The following is a 19,542-nucleotide window of genomic DNA, read 5'->3' on the forward strand; positions in this document are numbered from 1 at the left end:
TATAGGTTACCACAGATAAAAAGGATAAACACAGATGGGAAATCAATAAAAGAATAATATCTGTGTTAATCATGTCCATCTGTGGTTAAAAAAAACTTATGAATTCGCGAAATAATATTCATTTAACAGGTTTCCGATGCCGAAAAGTTCTGCCCTGATTTCTGTAAGGTAATGGTGTAATTGCTCTTCGTTCATGGTATTAACCGAGCTATAGGTAATCATACTTTTTAAACGTCCTATTTTAAAAGACAGGTTATTATAGTGTTCGATATTGCTTTCGCTCTTTAGCCGGTTAAAATACCGTTCAATATTGTTCATGGCATATAATGCTGAACGTGGAAAATCGTTGTTGAGCATCACCAGTTCGATAATGTTTTTCGCATCAAACCCTTGCCGATAGGTTTTCAGGTATAATTCATAGCCGCCTAATGATAATAACAAGTGTTTCCAGTAGGCGATATCGGTCAACAGATCAGGATTGCTGCTGATCGAACTGAATTTAATGTCGAGGATATCGATAGATTGAATACTTCTTTCTAAATGTTTACCGATTTTCATGAAACTTCTGCTTTCCCCGCGTTCCATTACGCTGTCGGCTGTGCCATGATATAACATTACCTGTTTAATCAAAACATCCAGGGCTGTTACAGGATCATCTTTTTGGACGTACCACAATAATTTTTCGTCTTTTACCGCATGGTAATATTCATTTAAACATTGCCATAAGTCTTTTGGGATGTGTTCCTGCACACTTCTTGCATTCTCACGGGCAAGGGTAACGACGTTTAAGATCGAATTCGGGTTATCGCGGTTTAACAAGAGGTATTCGATCACCGCACGGCTATCGTGCTGGATATTCAATAGTTCATTTTCGTCATCTGAGGAAAAAATCCTGATTACAGGTTTCCAGGTGAATTCCTGTATGGTATCCTGAGAGGAAGCGTAATTTATTTTTAACATGCGCAGCATACCGTCGCTGCGCTCAACGTACCTGCTTAGCCAATATAGGCTTGATGCCACTCTACTTAACATATGCTGTATTCTAAGAAGTTAAAACCCATGTATCTTTACTGCCACCGCCCTGCGAACTGTTTACCACAAGTGAACCTTCTTTTAAGGCTACCCGGGTTAATCCACCCGGAACAATCGAAATACCATCTGGCCCATTTAAGGCGAATGGACGAAGATCGATTCTGCGCGGAGCCAGTTTCCCATTAATAAAACACGGAGCAGAAGACAGGCTGATGGTAGGTTGGGCAATAAAGTTGCGGGGATCTTTTAATACCTCAATTTTGTATTCCTCTGTTTCCTGTTCAGTTGCCGCATGTCCCATTAACATGCCGTAACCACCACTTCCGTTGGTTTTTTTGATCACCATGGTATTGATGTTGGCAAAAACATAATCAAGCTCATCCTGATTGCTCAACTGATAGGTGGGTACATTTTTTAAAATGGGCTCTTCGTTCAGGTAATATTTAATCATATCCGGAACGTAGGTATATACCGCTTTATCGTCGGCTACACCATTGCCCACCGCATTTACTATGGCTACATTACCCTTACGGTAAGCGCCCATTAAGCCGGCAACACCTAAAACACTATTAGGGTTAAATACCAGTGGATCAAGATAATCATCATCTACGCGGCGATAAATTACATCAACCTGCTGCAGGCCTGTAGTGGTTTTCATAAATACCTTTTGGTTTTTAACCACCAGATCACGCCCTTCTACCAGTTCTACCCCCATCAAGCGCGCCAATGTAGTGTGTTCGTAATAAGCAGAATTGTACATGCCCGGACTTAAAAGAACAATTGTAGGATTCGAAATCGCCCTGGGGGAGAGGGCCATTAAATTTTTATACAATATGGCAGGGTATTCGGTTACGCTCCTTACGCCGCATTGCGGAATAAGATCAGGAAAGAGTCTTTTGGTGATTTCCCTGTTCTCGAGCATATAACTTACGCCTGAAGGTGTACGAAGATTATCTTCGAGCACATAAAAAGTACCGTCGTGATCCCTGATCAGGTCTATTCCGGCAATATGGATATAAATATCGTGTAATACATTTACATTGTGCATCTCTCTTAAAAAATGCGGACAAGAGTAAATTACATTTATGGGTACAATTTGGTCTTTTAAAATAAATTGATTGCTATAAATGTCTTTTAAGAAAAGATTTAATGCTTTTAGTCTTTGTTTTATTCCTTTTTCTATAAAAGACCACTCTGTTGAGGTGATAATTCTGGGGATGATATCAAAGGGAAAGATTTTTTCGATGCCTTCGCCGCTATCATATACGGTAAAGGTTATTCCCTGACTCATAAATAACTTTTTAGCGAGTTCTTCCTTTTTGTTTAGGTTTTCGAGCGACTCTTTAGAGAAATTGCTGATGAAGTTTGCATAGTGATTTCTGTAATTATCACCATTTAGAAACATCTCATCATAAGTTTTGGGATGATTTAAGTAATTTTTTATAAAATCTTCTATCATTTTTCTATAATATTTCCTTAAATTATAATTTTTTGAGTTAAAAACTAACTTTTATGTAGTAATATTTGTTTTTGTTATTAATTATGTGTGTTTATTTAATTTATTTGTGTCTTAATGTGTGTGTTTTAGTTTTTTTTATTAAAAATTTTAATTTTTTTAATAAAATTATTTGCTGATTTGAATAAAATTTGTACTTTTGTGATGCTCGTTAATTATTATTATATATTTGGTTTAAAAAAAGCGCTGGTAACGGCGCTTTTTTTATAAAACTTTCAAGACTTATTCATAATCAACATAAACCAAACAACCTAAACCAAGAAGCTCCAGCAAAACTGGGGCTTTTCTTTTTTATATCATGTCAATAACTATCGGATAAAGCGTGGCGGAAAGGGTAGTAGTTTCGTCATCCTTGCGCATGCGGGGATCTTGCTTAATGCTTTATACTTAGTAAAATCTTTTTAGATCAGCGGTCCATTTCTGCGCGATTAGCGGGAAACAAGTGAATTTGCCGTGTAAGGTTTTCCCGCAGATTTAAAGGGATAAGAAACGCAGATTTAACAGATATTGAGTTAAGGATTAAGAAATGTCGTCATCCTCGCGCATGCGGGGATCTTAATGCGATATGCTTTTCCTTTTATGACTTGTAAAATCTCTCTAGATTTGCGGCCCTTTTCTGCGCGATTAGCGGGAAACAAATGAATTAGCTGTGTAAGGTTTTTCCCTCAGATTTAAAGGAATAAGAAATGCAGATATCAACAGATATTGAGTTACGGATTAAGAGATGTCGTCATCCTCGCGCATGCGTGGATCTTAATGCTATGACTTAATAAAATCCTTTTAGATCAGCGGTCCATTTCTGCGCGATTAGCGGGAAACAAATGAATTAGCTGTGTAAGGTTTTTCCCTCAGATTTAAAGGAATAAGAAATGCAGATATCAACAGATATTGAGTTACGGATTAAGAGATGTCGTCATCCTCGCGCATGCGTGGATCTTAATGCTATGACTTAATAAAATCCTTTTAGATCTGCGGTCCTTTTCTGCGTCATCGGCGGGAAACAAATGAATTTGTGGTTTAAAGTTTTTCCGCAGATTTAAAAAGATAAGAGACGCAGATTAAGCAAGTATTGAGTTGAGGATTAAGAAATGTCGTCATCTTCATGCATGCGGGGATCTTAATGCGATATGCTTTTCTTTTATGACTTAATAAAATCCTTTTAGATCTGCGGTCCTTTTCTGTGTTATCAGCTGGAAAAGGATGAATTAGCCGTTTAAGGTTTTCCCGCAGATTCAAAGGGATAAGAAACGCAGATTAAACAGGTATTGAGTTAAGGATAATGTCGTCATCCTGGTTCATGCGGGTATCTTAATGCGATATGCTTTTCTTTTATGACTTAATAAAATCCTTTTAGATCAGCGGTGCTTTTCTGCGCGATTAGCGGGAAACAAATGAACTTGCTGTATAAGTTTCCCGCAGATTTAAAGGGATAAGAAACGCAGATTAACAGATATTGAGCTAAGGATTAAGAAATGGCGTCATCCTCGCGCATGCGGGGATCTTAATGCTCTAGTGTTGCTACTTCAACAAATTTTTTATTAAAAAAAAAGCTACCCGATTTGGATAGCTTTTCAATATATGTTTTGTTGTTGTTATGCTTCTGAATAAGTGATTTTATTCACATGTTTATCAATTTCCCATCTTCCTGTGCCTTCTTCGCCAATTACTTCGAATAATTCTAATGCCCTGCGTGCTTTATACTCTTCTTCGCGTTGCTCTTTCAGGAACCAGTTCAAGAATTCCATAGTTACAAAATCCTGTTCTTTATGGCATTTTGCCGCCAGGTTTTTAAAACTTTGGGTAATCGAAATTTCTGCTTCCAAAGCATCTTCGAAAACTTCTCTAAATCCGGCAAAATCGGTTTTGATGCCTGAAACTTCCGGAGATATTGCATTTCCGCCCATATCCAATACATATTTGAACAATTTCAATTGGTGTACTCTTTCTTCTTCAGATTGTTTTAAAAAATAATCTGCTGAAAAATCGAATCCATTTTGGTCGCACCAAGATGACATTGATAAATATAGTGATGAAGAGTGAGCTTCTTTTTTGATCTGCTGATTTAATAATGTTTCAATATCCTGTGATATTAAACATTTAATGCGCATTAAGTCTTTCATAATTTTCTTTGCTTAACTAATGATACAAAGATAACAGCAAATTAACCAGATTGTGTGATTTATTTGCTATATGAAATTAGTCTAAATTGCTGATAATTAGTTATTTATAATTAGTTTAAATAAGGCGAAAGGGATGTGAAATGTAAGAGGGAAAATGGAATAACGCGAGACGGATAGTTGTTGAGGATCAGAAGGATAAAGGGAGGTTTTTGGTTGACAGTTTTCAATTGGCAATTTTCAGTTTTCAATTGATTAAGTCCATGTGAATAACTGAGGATTAAAGAATGGCGTAGGATATTGAATCCAACTCGCGATCGTCATCTTGAGTTGGTCTCAGGATCTTTCTGGTAACAGATACTGAAACAAGTTCAGTATGACGCGCCGAATGGAATGACCTACCAATTTCTACGGTTAATCAATTATTCTGACCATTAAGAAGTTAAGGGAATTAAGGTTTAAGCGATGTTAGTGTGCAATTGTGGCCATAAACCATGTATTATCAAATTACTGTCCTTTAGGCGATTTGAACAATTAACCGATTAACCAATTTGAACTTACCAATAAACTAACGACTAATAAACCAACCTGTACAGGCAGTCGCTGATGATGTGGTTGAGTTTGAACATGGTGAAAGTACCATGCAACAGATCTTTTAAAGCGATAATTTCTAAAGCACTTAACAAATAGATGTGTTCGCAACCATTAAAGGTTACCAGTTCGAAATCAGCTTTCCGGGTATTTAAAAGGAGCGCTTCAATATCAATCTGTTCTACAACAGCTTTTAATTTTTGAAGAGACAGACAGTTGTAACGTGCAAACTTACCTCCAAAATCTACATAAAAGCAGTTTAATTTATCTGATTGATAAACAGAACCCTGGGTATTTGAGAATACGTTAACCAGTTCGTTAATATCGATACATGCTTTTTCCATCGGTTACAAAAATTGGCATTATTTAGATTAAATACAAATAAAAGAGAAAATAAATTTTGAAGGTGCTGAGTGCGGAATGTTTTTCGCGTTGCCAAACCGGCGCCATAAAATATTGTACGTTTTATTTTACTATTGGTAGAAGGCCAAAAGTGGTTTACTTGTTAGAATGTAGTAGCTTATAACAATTTCCGGTTAAAAGAAATGAGCTATAATGCCCTTATATTCCTTAAATGGTAAATATCTGAAGCTGGTACATAAAGTAAAATGTCAGAAAGTATATCGCATATTTAAACCATATAAGTTATGTAAGGAAATATAAGCAGCGTTATGCCTATCCCTAAAGTAATTTTAGTTACTTAAATTGGTCAATAACTGTGGTGATTATTCGCTAACAATTGATCTTAAAAACCATCTGATGGTATAATCCTCCCATAAATTGTTTTTCGTTCTGGATAACGAAATTCATTTTTTCGTAAAGCCTTAATGCATTTGGGTTATTTTGTTCCACCAATAAGCCAACGGTATGGTGGCCAAGTTGTTTAGCCCAGTCTATACCCGCTTTAATCAGCTGTTTTCCAATTCCTTTTCCCTGGGCAGAAGGAGCAACGCTGATACTGTCGAGATAAAACTCTCCGTTTTCGGTTTCAGTGTCTTGATTAAGGCCGCTTGCATGGTGGTGTTCGGCTACATAATGAAGAAATGGTTTGCGGAGTTCGTGCAGTTTTCCTCCATCATAAGCGTTCAGTGATCCCAGAACTTTCCCTTCTTCTTCAAAAACCAGCGTATTTTCATAACTGTATTGATTGCCCCGCTGCATAAAGAAGTGTTTTAAAATTTGATTGATCACATTTTCATCTTCAACATTGGTTAGTTTCTGTGCCAGTTTGCCCATCGCCTGGATAATCAATGGCACTACTGCTGTAGCATCTGAAGGGCTTGCTGGTCTGATCATTATATTTCACTTAACTTAAAGATTTCTGCCACGCGGATTCCCTTTTCGATGCGTTGCAGGGTACAACACTCGTTAATGGGATCGTGCTCTAAGTATAATATATAGTTGTTGTTAACCGCTTCTTCTAAAAAGGCTTGTTTTTCTGTCAATGTTTTTAAGGGGAACATGTCATAAGCCATAACGTAGGGCAGGGGCAAGTGACCTACTGAAGGTAAAAGATCAGCCATGTACACAATGGTTCTGCCTTTGTAATTGATTTTAGGTAACATCATGGCATCAGTATGGCCGTAAGCAAAGCTGATATTGATATCCTTTTGCCATTCGATATTTTCTTTTTCGGCCACAAATTTAAGTTGTCCGCTTTCCTGGATCGGTAAAATGTTTTCTTTTAAAAATGAAGCTTTTTCCCTCGCATTTGGTTCTACCGCCCATTGCCAATGCTTTTCATTGCTCCAATAATGCGCATTTTTAAACGCAGGCACCAGTTTGTCATTTTCTCTCACTATTGCCCCGCCTACATGGTCGAAGTGCAGGTGTGTAAGAAAAACATCAGTAATATCGGCTGTATTAAAGCCTAAACGCGCCAATGATTTTTCCATCGAATCATTCCCATGCAGATAATAATGACTGAAAAACTTTTCGTCCTGTTTGTTTCCAATTCCGGTATCCACTAAAATCAATTGCTCGCCTTCTTCTATTAACAGACAACGCATGGCCCAGGTACAAAGATTGTTCGCATCGGCAGGGTTGGTTTTTTGCCAGATGGCCTTGGGTACAACGCCAAACATTGCGCCGCCGTCTAATTTAAATAAGCCTGTGTTTATGGTGTGGAGTTTCATTTTTGTAGGATCAAGTATTGAGTATCAAGAAGCTAGTATTAAGTATCAAGATTGGAATTGGCTAAAAATAAGAAAACCCTTTAGGATTAGCTAAAGGGTTTCTATATATTTCGACTGTAGACTCTGGACTATAAGTGTATCACTTCGCCGTAGGCATCAGCGGCAGCTTCCATAATGGCTTCGCTCATGGTAGGGTGAGGGTGAACAGATTTAATCATTTCGTGACCAGTAGTTTCCAGTTTACGGGCAACTACTATTTCGGCAATCATTTCAGTAACATTGGCACCGATCATGTGCGCGCCTAATAATTCTCCGTATTTCGCATCGAAAATTAATTTTACGAAACCATCTTTAGCACCGGCAGCACTTGCTTTACCAGAAGCTGAGAATGGGAACTTACCAATTTTTAATTCGTAACCTGCTGCTTTAGCTGCTTTTTCAGTATAACCTACTGAAGCGATTTCCGGAGTACAGTAAGTACATCCCGGAATGTTGTTATAATCTAATGCTTCAACATGCTGACCAGCGATTTTTTCTACGCAGATAATGCCTTCAGCAGAAGCAACGTGCGCCAATGCCTGTCCGCCTACTACATCGCCAATGGCATAATAGCCTTTAACTGAAGTATTGTAAAATTCGTCGGTAACAATTTTGCCTTTTTCCGTTTTGATACCCGTTTCTTCTAAACCAATGTTTTCGATGTTGGCTACAATACCTGCTGCTGAAAGCACGATGTCGGCCTCGATAGTCTGCATGCCAGAAGCTGTTTTAACAGAAACTTTACAACCTGCACCGCTGGTATCAACCGATTCAACACTTGCAGAAGTCATTACGTCGATACCTACTTTTTTAAGGCTGCGCAATAATTGTTTAGAAACGTCTTCATCTTCCACCGGAACAACGTTATCCATAAATTCTACGATGGTTACTTTGGTACCCATAGTCGCGTAGAAATAAGCAAACTCTACACCAATTGCACCAGAACCTACCACTACCATGCTTTTTGGTAATTCAGGAAGTACCATTGCCTGGCGGTAGCCGATAATTTTTTTGCCATCCTGTTTCAGGTTAGGCAATTCTCTTGAACGGGCACCTGTAGCAATGATGATATTTTTAGCGCTTAGTTCCTGTTGAGAACCATCTGCACCTTTAACTTCTAATTTGTTTCCTGGTTTTACTTTACCAGTACCCATAATAACGTCAATTTTATTTTTCTTCATTAAAAATTGAACGCCTTTGCTCATGCCATCGGCAACACCACGGCTGCGTTTTACCACCGCAGCAAAATCTGCTGTTGCACCTGAAGTAGTAATTCCGTAATCAGCAGCATGATTAATATATTCGAAAACCTGAGCGCTTTTTAAAAGCGCTTTAGTAGGGATACAGCCCCAGTTTAAACAAATACCACCTAATGATTCACGCTCAACAATTGCAACTTTTAGTCCCAACTGAGAAGCTCTGATTGCAGCTACGTAACCACCTGGGCCGCTGCCTAAAACAATAACGTCGTAATTCATCTGTTTTTTAATCTATTTTAAAGAGATTTGTTTTTAATTGTTTTATACCTGTAATCTGCTTCATTATCCCTTACTATGGGTTGCCTACAACCTGATTACAAAAGTTAAAAGATTTTCATCCCGCAACAATCGCTCAAAACTAAAAAAAAAATGTCAATTGAATAGGGCAATGTTGAGATAGCTTTTAAAAATTACAATGGATGAATATTGCTTTGAATATTTTATGCTAAAACAGTAGCTATAATTAAGTTGATTTACAGAATAATATATTGGTTAGGTAACAAAAAGTTAAATAACCGGGATGTTATGGTTAAAAAAAGGCGTTAATATATATTATTCGAATAATACCAATATTAACATAAGTTTTATGCTTAAATTATAATCAACTGATTGTTTCTTTATTAAAAATTTAGCTTTATTGTCAAAGTGTTGATAAACTGAAAGTTATAATCTGCGCAATATGTGTTAAATGTTGAAAAGTTTTGCCTGACTTAATAATTATTTAACATTGAATGTTAAAATGTGTTAAATTTTATTGGGTACATTTGCAGCATAATATCATTAATTAGATTACTCAACAACAAAAAACATTTAAAAAAACAAAGTATGAAGAAATCTTTACTTTTAAGATTAGTACTGGTTATTGTTGCATTTGTAGGTATTACTTTTGGTGCTAATGCACAGGTAACCTCATCATCAATGGCAGGAACAATTAAGGACGCTAAAGGCGCCTTACCTGGTGCAAGTGTTAAAGCTACACATACGCCAACTGGTACAGTATATTCTGTGTCTACCAATAGCGATGGCCGCTTTACTATAGCCAATATGCGTGTTGGTGGTCCATATACTGTTGAAGTGAGTTTTATTGGTTATAATCCGGAAAAAATAACAGATTTAAATTTAAAATTGGGTGATCCTTATGTTTTAAATATTGTTCTTTCCGACAATAGTAAGCAATTAAATGAAATCGTGATTACTGGAAAAAATGATCCGGTATTTAACAGTAAAAAAACTGGAGCTTCAACGAATATTAGCAAGGAACAGATTCAAAATCTTCCATCACTTTCAAGATCTTTGACCGATTTTACACGTTTAACTCCTCAAGCAAATGGCAATTCATTTGCTGGTGCTAACAATAGATTCAATAACATTAGTATTGATGGTGCTGTAAATAACGATGTTTTTGGTTTAGCAGGTAACGGAGCACCAGGCGGTCAGGCTGGTACACAACCAATTTCTCTGGATGCGATTCAAGAATTACAAGTCGTTTTGGCTCCGTTCGATGTTACTTTAGGAAACTTTGCAGGTGGTGGAGTTAATGCAATTACACGCTCTGGAACCAATAAAGTTGAAGGCTCTGCTTACTTTTTTGGCAGAAACCAAAATACGGTTGGTAAAAGTGTAGATGGCTTAAATACAAAAGCTGCTCAATTTTATGATACACAATATGGTTTTCGTTTAGGTGCACCAATTATAAAAAATAAATTATTCTTTTTTATAAATGGTGAAATGGGCAGAAGACAAGAGCCAACATCATTAAATGTTGGTGACCCAGGTTCAGTTTTATCTTTAACAGATGCTCAGAGTATTGCAAATACTTTACAAACGAGATATGGTTATGATGCTGGTAGCTACGATGCGGTAAATAGACAAACTCAAAACAATAAAATTTTTGCACGTTTAGACTGGAATATTAATGCTAAAAATCAATTAACGATTCGTCATAATTATATTGATGCATTTGATGATAACATCAGCAGAAGTACTACTCAATTCCGTTTTGGAAACAATGCATACAAATTTAATAATACGCAGAATGTTTCTGTACTTGAATTAAGAAGTGCAATTTCTCAAACAGTTTCTAACAACTTAATTGTTGGTTACCAAAGAATAAGAGATTACAGATCAACTGCAGGATCTTTATTTCCTCAGATTCAAATCAACAATATGAATGGTATTTCTGGTAACTCAGTATTAGTGGGTTCTGAAAGGAGTTCTACTGCAAATGAATTGGATCAAGATATTATTGAATTCACTGATAACGTGAAGATTTTTGCCAACAAACACACTTTTACATTTGGTACGCATAACGAATTTTTCAAGTTTAGAAACCTGTTTATGAATAACTTCGCTGGAAGTTATACTTATAGTAACTTGAATGATTTTACTACAAATGCAAAACCAAATATTGCTGCAGCTACCTATTCAATTGTTCCAGGAGAAGCTTCACCATCGGCTAAATTTAGCGCTGCTCAATTGGGTTTCTATTTCCAGGATGAAATTGATGCCTTTAAAGGTTTTAAGTTAATTGCTGGTTTGAGAGTTGATGTACCATTGTTTTTTGATGATCCTGCTGCAAACCCTCTTATTCCTACATCTTTTCCTAACCAAAGAACAGATCAAACTCCAAGCGGTCAGATTTTGGTGTCACCGCGTTTAAGCTTCAACTGGGATTTAACAGGTGATAGATCTTTACAATTAAGAGGTGGTGCGGGATTGCTAACTAGTCGTGCTCCATTTGTATGGTTGTCTAATCAATTTACAAATAGCGGAATGTTATATGGTGCAGTAAATGCTACTAATGGTTCTGGTACTTTCATTGCAGATCCAGCAAATCAAAAAGCAGCTGGTGGTTCAGTACAAACCTACGAAGTGAACTTAGCTAATAATAACTTTAAAGTACCTCAAGTTTTTAGAACAAATATTGCTGCAGATTTTAAATTACCAGGTGGAATTACCGGTACTTTAGAAGCTTTATTTAGTAAAACTGTCAATAATGTATTGTACAGAAACATTAATATGAAACCTGCAATTGGGACGATTAATTCTAGTATAACAGGTGGTGCAGACACTCGTCCATTATTTAATTATCCAACAACTGCTGGAAAAGTAAATACAACTTTTACTAACGTATATTATTTAGACAATACTGATAAAGGAAGTACTTACAATTTAACAGCTCAACTTCAGAAGTCATTTAACTTCGGATTATTTGTATCTGGATCTTATACTTACGGAAAATCTAAAGATATCAACTCTGGAGCAAGCAGTACTGCTTCTTCGAACTTCGGATTTGTTCAAATTGTTAACGATCCCAATAACCCTGACTTAGCTTATTCTAACTTCGATGTAAGGCATAGAGTAACAGGTGCTTTAAATTATAGCGTGAAATATGGTAAGAGTAATTCATTTGGAACTACATTCTCATTATTTTATGTAGGTAAATCAGGTTCACCATTTACATACTTATACTTTGGTGATCTTAATCAAGATGGAAACAACCAAAATGATTTACTTTATGTGCCTAGAAGCGCTAGCGAAATTAAGTTAACAACTTTGACCGTAGGAACTGGAGCAACAGCGCAAACTTTTACCCCGGCTCAGCAATGGACAGCATTGGATGCGTTTATTAATAGTGATCCTTATTTAAGTTCTAAAAGAGGTCAATATGCAGAGCGTAATGGTGCAAGAATGCCATGGGAACATCAATTTGATGTTCGCATTATGCAGGACTTAGGTATTGTTGGAAGTAAAGGAACTAAAAACAGCTTACAGTTATCTCTAGATATCATTAATGTTGGTAATTTGATCAATAAAGATTGGGGGAGATTATATTCATTGTCTAACAATGCATCTACCTTAATTAATTATAACTATAATGCTACGACGGGTGGTGGATATACTTTCCGTGCTCCTACAGGTGGTACCGCATATCAAGTTTCTCCATTTGCTTCAAGATGGCAGGCACAAATCGGTGTTCGTTATAACTTTAACTAATACTTAATTCACCTTATATATTATAAAGCCCCGATCATTCGATCGGGGCTTTTGTTTTTTACTACTATTTTAAAACAAGCTGATTGTCTATTCAGGGAAGTTTTCGTGTAATAAAATAACTACTTCATGTAAAAAATAATAGTTGCTTAATAGTAGATACGTATTTTTATAAAGGAAAACAAAAAAGCTATTATGAAACGCACGCTCTCTACGAAAATATTCCTTTTCGCCAATTAGATTATAATGTTTTGCTTTTAAGCAATTCATCCCTCCAAATCTGATTCAATTTTAATACCTAAACTTTTGTGCTTTTTATAATAGATCATCCATTGTTTTACCTAACGATTAAATCTATATGAATTAAAACAGCTAAACATGAAAAAAATCTATTACGCTATTGCAGTACTCATTATTTTTTTGAGTGCATGTAAAAAAGAAACTTCTGTAAAGGAAGAACAATCTCAAAACACTCCAGGAAAAGTGATCACCTATCATCTAAAAAATGGTGGAGAAGTAACTGTATCGATTAACAACAAAGGAGAATACGTTGTTGGAGGTGATGTTATTTTATCAAAAGACCAGATTGCCTATTTGGAATATAATAAAGTAGGCAGTGGTAAAGAAACAACACCTAGGAGTACATTTACCGGAGAGTATCAAAAGTTATGGCCTGGTGGAATCATTTACTATGTGATTAATGATGCCAGTCATAGTTCAGATATCTTAAATGCGATGAGCGATTGGGAGGCCAGTACGCCAATACGTTTTGTACAACGAACTAATCAAGCTAATTATGTGAATTTTCAAGGAGCTCCACCCAATGGGGGAGGAGATTCTCAATTGGGTATGGTAGGTGGGCAACAGCTCATTAGATTATCCGCCGGTGCAGATAAATCTACGGTTATCCATGAAATTGGTCATGCCGTGGGGCTGATGCACGAACAAACCAGAACTGACCGCGATCAATATATAAATATCGATTTTTCCAATATCAATAATGATTGGAAAGATCAATACAAAACTTATGATGTGCTAGGTAGATCTGGATTTCAAATAGGAACATTTGATTATAATTCGGTGATGTTATATCCTTCAAGTGTGCCTGAAGCAAGAGTAGGTTCAAATACGTCACCACAAATGACCAGAAAAAATGGAACTACTTGGGGGTATAATTCTTATCTATCTCAGGGGGATATTGATGGTGTGAACTATTTATATAAAAAGTTATATATGAGACTAGTTTTTGAAAGTGTGAGCAATGAGCAAACAGACAATACTTATGCCTATGAAAGTGCAGTCTATTTGAAGTTTTATACTGATGAGACATGCACAATTCCAGCTATTCTCAACTCAAAATTAAAAATTTCCTATGGGATTATAGTGAGGACATATAATAGAAGTAATTTGATAGATAGACATCAGCTTTTAAATTATGTAACATTTGAGCCGGGAAAGGATAGCTATTATATTGATTCGTCTACTGCTAATCTTATAATAGATTACGGCCTTGAAAGTGGTACATACGAAGATGTTTTGCAACCAACGATATATCATCCAAATTACTTCTATACCTATTGGTAGATTTTTTGTAAACGAATAATTAGATAAAAAGCAAAAATAAATATCTAAAGACACGCGATTTACTTCTATAGTAGTACATAAAAAATAATACTTTTCAAGCCCAGTACGTTTCAAAAACCTGCTGGGTTTATTAATTTATTCCTCTCTGCCAACCAGTTCTATTGCAAATGTTGGAAGACACATCGCTATGTATTTACAAGGCAAAAAGGATTACTATACCTCATAGGTGATCCTTATTTTATTAATGTACTTTGCTCTTTCTCAAGTAAAATATTTCGTCATCGATTTCAAATTGTTTTTACCAAAGATTATATATTTGTTGGTTAAAGTATATTTAATAATCAGTAAAATACATATTAAGTTTTTGTTTTTTATTGCAGGTTTTTGTATATTATATGTAATAATACCCCTACAAATATGTGGGGGGCTAAAAAAGCAACTAGAATATATGGTTATGGACCAAGCTGGTGGTTACAAGTTCTAAGTAGTTTCCTATTTTACTTAGCGTCTTATCTCTTAATTATAAACAAAAGTCCCCTTTTCGCTTTCGATAGTTACCTGTTTCTGATCGCCTTTTTCTACACGACCGATGATCTGCGCATCGATATTAAAGCTTTTCGAAATTTCGATAATGTGATCTGCAATTTCTTGTGGTACATATAGCTCCATACGGTGGCCCATATTAAATACCTTGTACATTTCTTTCCAATCCGTGCCCGATTGTTCCTGAATCAGGTTAAACAGTGGCGGAATAGGGAAGAGGTTATTCTTGATGACATGGATATCATCATTGATGAAATGTAATACTTTAGTTTGCGCACCGCCACTACAGTGTACAATGCCATTGATCTGGCTGCGGTAGCTTTCTAAAATCTTTTTAATTACAGGTGCATACGTGCGGGTTGGCGATAATACCAGTTTACCAACGGTGGTTTTGCCAAAACCTTCAATCTCGATTTCTTCTGTTAATTGTTTCTTACCAGAGAAAACCAGGTCGAAAGGAACGGCCGGATCAAAACTTTCAGGGTAGTTATTGGCAATAGCTTTCTCAAAAACATCATGACGGGCAGAGGTTAATCCATTCGATCCCATACCACCATTGTATTCGGTTTCGTAAGTCGCTTGTCCGGATGAGGCTAAGGCCACAATTACGTCGCCAGGTTTAATGTTATCATTGCTGATAATGTCTTCGCGCTTTAAGCGACAAGTCACCGTAGAATCGACGATAATGGTTCTTACCAAATCGCCCACATCTGCCGTTTCGCCACCTGTTGAGTAAATAGAGATGCCCTGTTCGCGTAAGTCGGCTAAAATTTCTTCTGTTCCGTTAATTACAGCCGCGATTACTTCACCTGGAATCAGGTTTTTATTCCGCCCGATGGTTGAGGATAACAAAATATTATCGGTAGCACCCACGCAGATTAAATCGTCGATATTCATGATAATGGCATCTTGTGCAATGCCTTTCCATACGGAAATATCTCCGGTTTCTTTCCAGTATACATAAGCTAAAGAAGATTTGGTACCGGCGCCATCGGCGTGCATGATATTGCAATAGGCCTCGTCACCACCTAAAATATCTGGGATGATTTTGCAGAACGCTTTAGGGAAAATTCCTTTGTCGATGTTTTTGATGGCATTATGCACATCTTCTTTTGAGGCAGAAACGCCGCGTTGATTGTACCTGTTATCACTCATGTTGCCGCAAAGATAGTTTTTTAAGGTGGAAGGTAAAAGGGGAGAAGATAGAAAGGTGGTAGAAAGTCCGAAGTCTGGATTCCGAAGTCCGGAGTCGATGGTGCAGATATTAATTTGCGTTGGGTTTTACTTGCACGGGCTTTTCTTAACAATATAATTGAAAAAGGTTTTGGAAGTGAAAGTTAGTTTTCTATAGGAGCCTGTAGCCCCGCTTTTACTTCTGCTGTCTCTACTTTATATAGAGTGAACGCAAATATTTAATTATTTTTTGCTCCTATGCCGCAGGGCATCAAACTTTTGAGGCATCAAAAGTATGCAAAAATGCTTTGTCAATCCGGCAAGGTGGCTTCTCAATACCCACGCTCATCAAAAAAACAGCGGCACTTCGTTTTGTGTTCAATTTATATTAAACATTGATTCATTGCAAATGAACACAAAACCACTGCGTTTTAGGTTTGGTACTGCCGTTTGTGCTATTGAACACCTGTTTTTTTGATTCTACTGCCACTTGGGATTGACAGCGTCCTTCGGTAAAGCCTGTGGTTTTTCAAAGCGGGTCAGCATGATGCCCAAAACTATTCGTAAAAAAGTTATCGATAAACGGTAGGACTTTATATAAGGACGGTAAAATCGGGCTTAGGTACAGCGGGCTGATTCCTTGTGGCTGGGGTTTTCCCTGCACAGACCAATGTTAAATAAACCTGATTGTATAGATGCTGTAAACGATGAATTAAAGACATAGAAAAAATTTACAGCAGGAAGAAAAGCAGGACTGCTGTAACCGATGAGCACAGGTATTGCTTTCCAAAACAATTTGAACTAATAACATGAATGGTATACAAAGACCAGCTATTGCAAAATTAAGTTTCTGTTTTTTTTGGAAGTGAGCGTTCATTTTTCATGGCGGCTTTCAGTCCCGCTTTTCCTCCTGCCGTTTTAAATTTCGGGTATTAAAAAAACTGTCGATTAAAACGGCATCCGTACAATCGGGCTTAGGTACAGCGGGCTGATTCCTTGTGGCTGGGTTTTTCCCTGCACAGGCCTATCTAAAATAAACCTGATTGGATGGATGCTGTGAACGATGAATTAAAGACATAGAAAAAATTTACAGCAGGAAGGAAAGCAGGACTATTTTAACCGATGAGCACAGGTATTGCTTTCCAGAAAAAAGCCTTTGCCAACATAAAGCAATTTCGATTAGATCCTGAACCAAGTTCAGGAGGACGCTACTTCGGAATCGCAGCTGATGGGCTTACGTAGTAGCGATCGTTGTAAGATTGCTTCATCGTTCATCTTCGCAATGACGGATTTATGAAAACAAAAAAGGCGTAGAGTATAAACCCTACGCCTTAAACCTTTTAGCTTACGCCTTTCTTATTTCATGAATAATAATTCTCTGAATTTTGGTAAAGGCCAAACGCTATCGTCAACAATTTGTTCTAATTTATCAGCATGGTAACGGATGATATCGAAGTAAGATTTAACTTTCTCATCGTAGGCAATCGCTTTTTCGCGGGTATCTTCGATTTTGTTGGTTACTTTACGTTCTTCTAACATCGCATCGATATTGGTTTTCACAATTTCTAAATGCTCAGTTAATTTTTTAACGATATCAATAGAAACTTTGCTATCTACACCAATTGCTTTTAATCCCTGTACGTTTGCGATCAAAGAGTTTTGGTAAGCAATTGCAGCAGGAATGATAGCGGTGTTCGCTACTTCACCCATTACACGTGCTTCGATCTGAAGTTTTTTGTAGAAGTTTTCTAACATGATTTCATGACGGGCATGAATCTCACGTGCACTGTAAATACCAGTTGTAGCAAATAATTCAGCAGATTTTTCAGTTAAATAAGCATCTAAAGCTTTTGGCGTAGTTTTGATGTTTGATAAACCACGTGCTGCAGCTTCATCTTCCCATTCCTGGCTATAACCATTTCCTTCGAAACGGATGTTTTTAGATTCTTTGATGTATTTTTTGATCACGGTTAATAAAGCGATGTCTTTTTTATCACCTTTTTTGATCAATTTATCAACTTCAACTTTAAATTTAACCAATTGCTCGGCCATAATTGCGTTTAAGATCGTCATTGGAGCAGAAGAGTTTGCTGAAGATCCAACTGCTCTAAGCTCAAATTTGTTACCTGTAAATGCGAAAGGAGAGGTACGGTTACGGTCGGTATTATCTAATAAAATCTGAGGGATTTTAGGAATACCTAACCAAAGTGCATTATCTTCTTTGATTTTTTTGCTGATACGTGAGTGCTCAATCTCATCTAATACATCGTTCAGTTGTGAACCTAAGAAGATAGAGATAATTGCAGGTGGCGCTTCGTTAGCACCTAAACGGTGATCGTTGCTTACTGATGCAATACTTGCACGTAATAAATCGGCATGCTCACTAACTGCTTTGATGGTGTTTACAAAGAAAGCAAGGAACATTAAGTTATTTTTAGGCGTTTTACCTGGTGCCAATAAGTTTTTACCTGTATCTGTAATTAACGACCAGTTGTTGTGTTTACCTGATCCGTTGATACCTGCATAAGGTTTTTCGTGTAATAAAACACGGAAGTGGTGACGACGGGCAACTTTTTCCATCAAATCCATCAACAATTGGTTGTGATCGATTGCTAAGTTGATTTCTTCATAAATTGGCGCACACTCAAATTGAGATGGTGCAACCTCATTGTGACGGGTTTTTAAAGGAATACCTAATTTTAAAGCTTCGTTTTCGAAATCTACCATGTAGCTGAATACACGCTCAGGGATAGAGCCGAAATAATGATCTTCTAATTGCTGGCCTTTAGCAGACATGTGTCCGAATAAAGCGCGACCAGTTAACAATAAATCCGGACGGGCGTTGAACAACGACTCATCAACAAGGAAATATTCTTGCTCAATACCTAAAGATGCATTTACTTTAGTGATGCTTTTATCGAAATACTGGCAAACATCAACAGCAGCTTTATCTAATGCGGCTAATGCTTTTAATAAAGGTGCTTTATAATCTAACGCTTCCCCTGTGTAAGATACGAAAACAGTAGGGATGCAAAGGGTTTTACCTGCTTTACTTTCCATAATGAATGCTGGAGATGATGGATCCCAGGCAGTATAACCACGGGCTTCGAAAGTATTACGGATACCGCCGTTAGGGAAACTAGAAGCATCTGGTTCTTGTTGAACTAAAGCGCTTCCTGCAAATTTCTCGATAGCTCCATCTCCACTTGGCTCAAAAAATGAATCATGTTTTTCAGCTGTTGTACCTGTTAATGGCTGGAACCAGTGCGTATAATGCGTTGCGCCGGCACTCATTGCCCACGCTTTCATAGCGGTTGCAATTTGGTTGGCATCGTCTGAATTAATTAACTCACCCTGGTTGATAGATGATATTAATTTTTCATATACGTCCTTAGATAAGAAATCTCTCATTTTTTTCTTATCAAATACATTAGCGCCAAAAAAGTCAGAAATTTTTGCCGCTGGTGCTTTAACTTCTGGTGAAATTCTGTTTTGAGCCTCTTTTAATGCGATGGTTCTTAAGCTTTTCATTAATTCGTTATGTTTTTTGTCAAAAATAG

The 19,542-nt window shown here is 36.9% G+C and carries 11 protein-coding genes; 2 read left to right on the forward strand and 9 right to left on the reverse strand.

Features of this window, described 5'->3' with window-relative positions; translation table 11 throughout:
* Positions 1-96 precede the first annotated feature (96 nt).
* The 7 genes from BCL90_RS05735 to lpdA all read right to left on the reverse strand — a co-directional run bounded on the left by BCL90_RS05735 (position 97) and on the right by lpdA (position 8,908).
* Positions 97-1,032 (reverse strand): alpha-E domain-containing protein, encoded by a 936-nt coding sequence (locus BCL90_RS05735; RefSeq protein WP_121283042.1) that lies wholly within the window; start codon positions 1,030-1,032, stop codon positions 97-99.
* A 10-nt stretch (positions 1,033-1,042) separates the two neighbouring features.
* Complete coding sequence (locus tag BCL90_RS05740) at positions 1,043-2,491, reverse strand: circularly permuted type 2 ATP-grasp protein (protein ID WP_121283043.1); 1,449 nt, start codon at positions 2,489-2,491, stop codon at positions 1,043-1,045.
* Positions 2,492-4,140: 1,649 nt separating this feature from the next.
* A complete protein-coding gene (locus BCL90_RS05745; protein WP_121283044.1) occupies positions 4,141-4,668 on the reverse strand; it encodes a ferritin in 528 nt (175 codons plus the stop codon).
* 572 nt (positions 4,669-5,240) lie between these two features.
* The gene (locus BCL90_RS05750) at positions 5,241-5,600 is read right to left on the reverse strand and encodes a hypothetical protein (protein ID WP_121283045.1); all 360 of its coding nucleotides are present in this window, start codon (positions 5,598-5,600) and stop codon (positions 5,241-5,243) included.
* A 388-nt stretch (positions 5,601-5,988) separates the two neighbouring features.
* Complete coding sequence (locus tag BCL90_RS05755) at positions 5,989-6,552, reverse strand: GNAT family N-acetyltransferase (protein WP_121283046.1); 564 nt, start codon at positions 6,550-6,552, stop codon at positions 5,989-5,991.
* Complete coding sequence (locus tag BCL90_RS05760; RefSeq protein WP_121283047.1) at positions 6,552-7,391, reverse strand: MBL fold metallo-hydrolase; 840 nt, start codon at positions 7,389-7,391, stop codon at positions 6,552-6,554. The genes BCL90_RS05755 and BCL90_RS05760 overlap by 1 nt, the downstream gene beginning before the upstream one ends.
* Positions 7,392-7,519: 128 nt before the next feature.
* Positions 7,520-8,908: a dihydrolipoyl dehydrogenase gene (lpdA, locus tag BCL90_RS05765; protein WP_121283048.1), complete on the reverse strand. Its 1,389-nt coding sequence runs from the start codon at positions 8,906-8,908 to the stop codon at positions 7,520-7,522.
* A 606-nt stretch (positions 8,909-9,514) separates the two neighbouring features.
* Between lpdA and BCL90_RS05770 the strand changes: the two genes are divergently transcribed.
* Both BCL90_RS05770 and BCL90_RS05775 read left to right on the forward strand, forming a co-directional pair.
* Positions 9,515-12,685, forward strand: coding sequence for a TonB-dependent receptor (locus BCL90_RS05770; RefSeq protein WP_121283049.1), 3,171 nt, complete (start codon positions 9,515-9,517; stop codon positions 12,683-12,685).
* A 375-nt stretch (positions 12,686-13,060) separates the two neighbouring features.
* Positions 13,061-14,266, forward strand: coding sequence for a M12 family metallopeptidase (locus BCL90_RS05775; RefSeq protein ID WP_121283050.1), 1,206 nt, complete (start codon positions 13,061-13,063; stop codon positions 14,264-14,266).
* Positions 14,267-14,782: 516 nt separating this feature from the next.
* Here the strand turns inward: BCL90_RS05775 and BCL90_RS05785 are convergent.
* Both BCL90_RS05785 and BCL90_RS05790 read right to left on the reverse strand, forming a co-directional pair.
* Positions 14,783-15,964 (reverse strand): AIR synthase related protein, encoded by a 1,182-nt coding sequence (locus BCL90_RS05785; protein ID WP_121283052.1) that lies wholly within the window; start codon positions 15,962-15,964, stop codon positions 14,783-14,785.
* 1,374 nt (positions 15,965-17,338) lie between these two features.
* Complete coding sequence (locus tag BCL90_RS05790; protein WP_121283457.1) at positions 17,339-19,513, reverse strand: glutamine synthetase III family protein; 2,175 nt, start codon at positions 19,511-19,513, stop codon at positions 17,339-17,341.
* Positions 19,514-19,542: the final 29 nt, after the last annotated feature.

Origin of the sequence: Pedobacter alluvionis (assembly GCF_003664035.1) — a bacterium.
Lineage (GTDB): Bacteria > Bacteroidota > Bacteroidia > Sphingobacteriales > Sphingobacteriaceae > Pedobacter > Pedobacter alluvionis.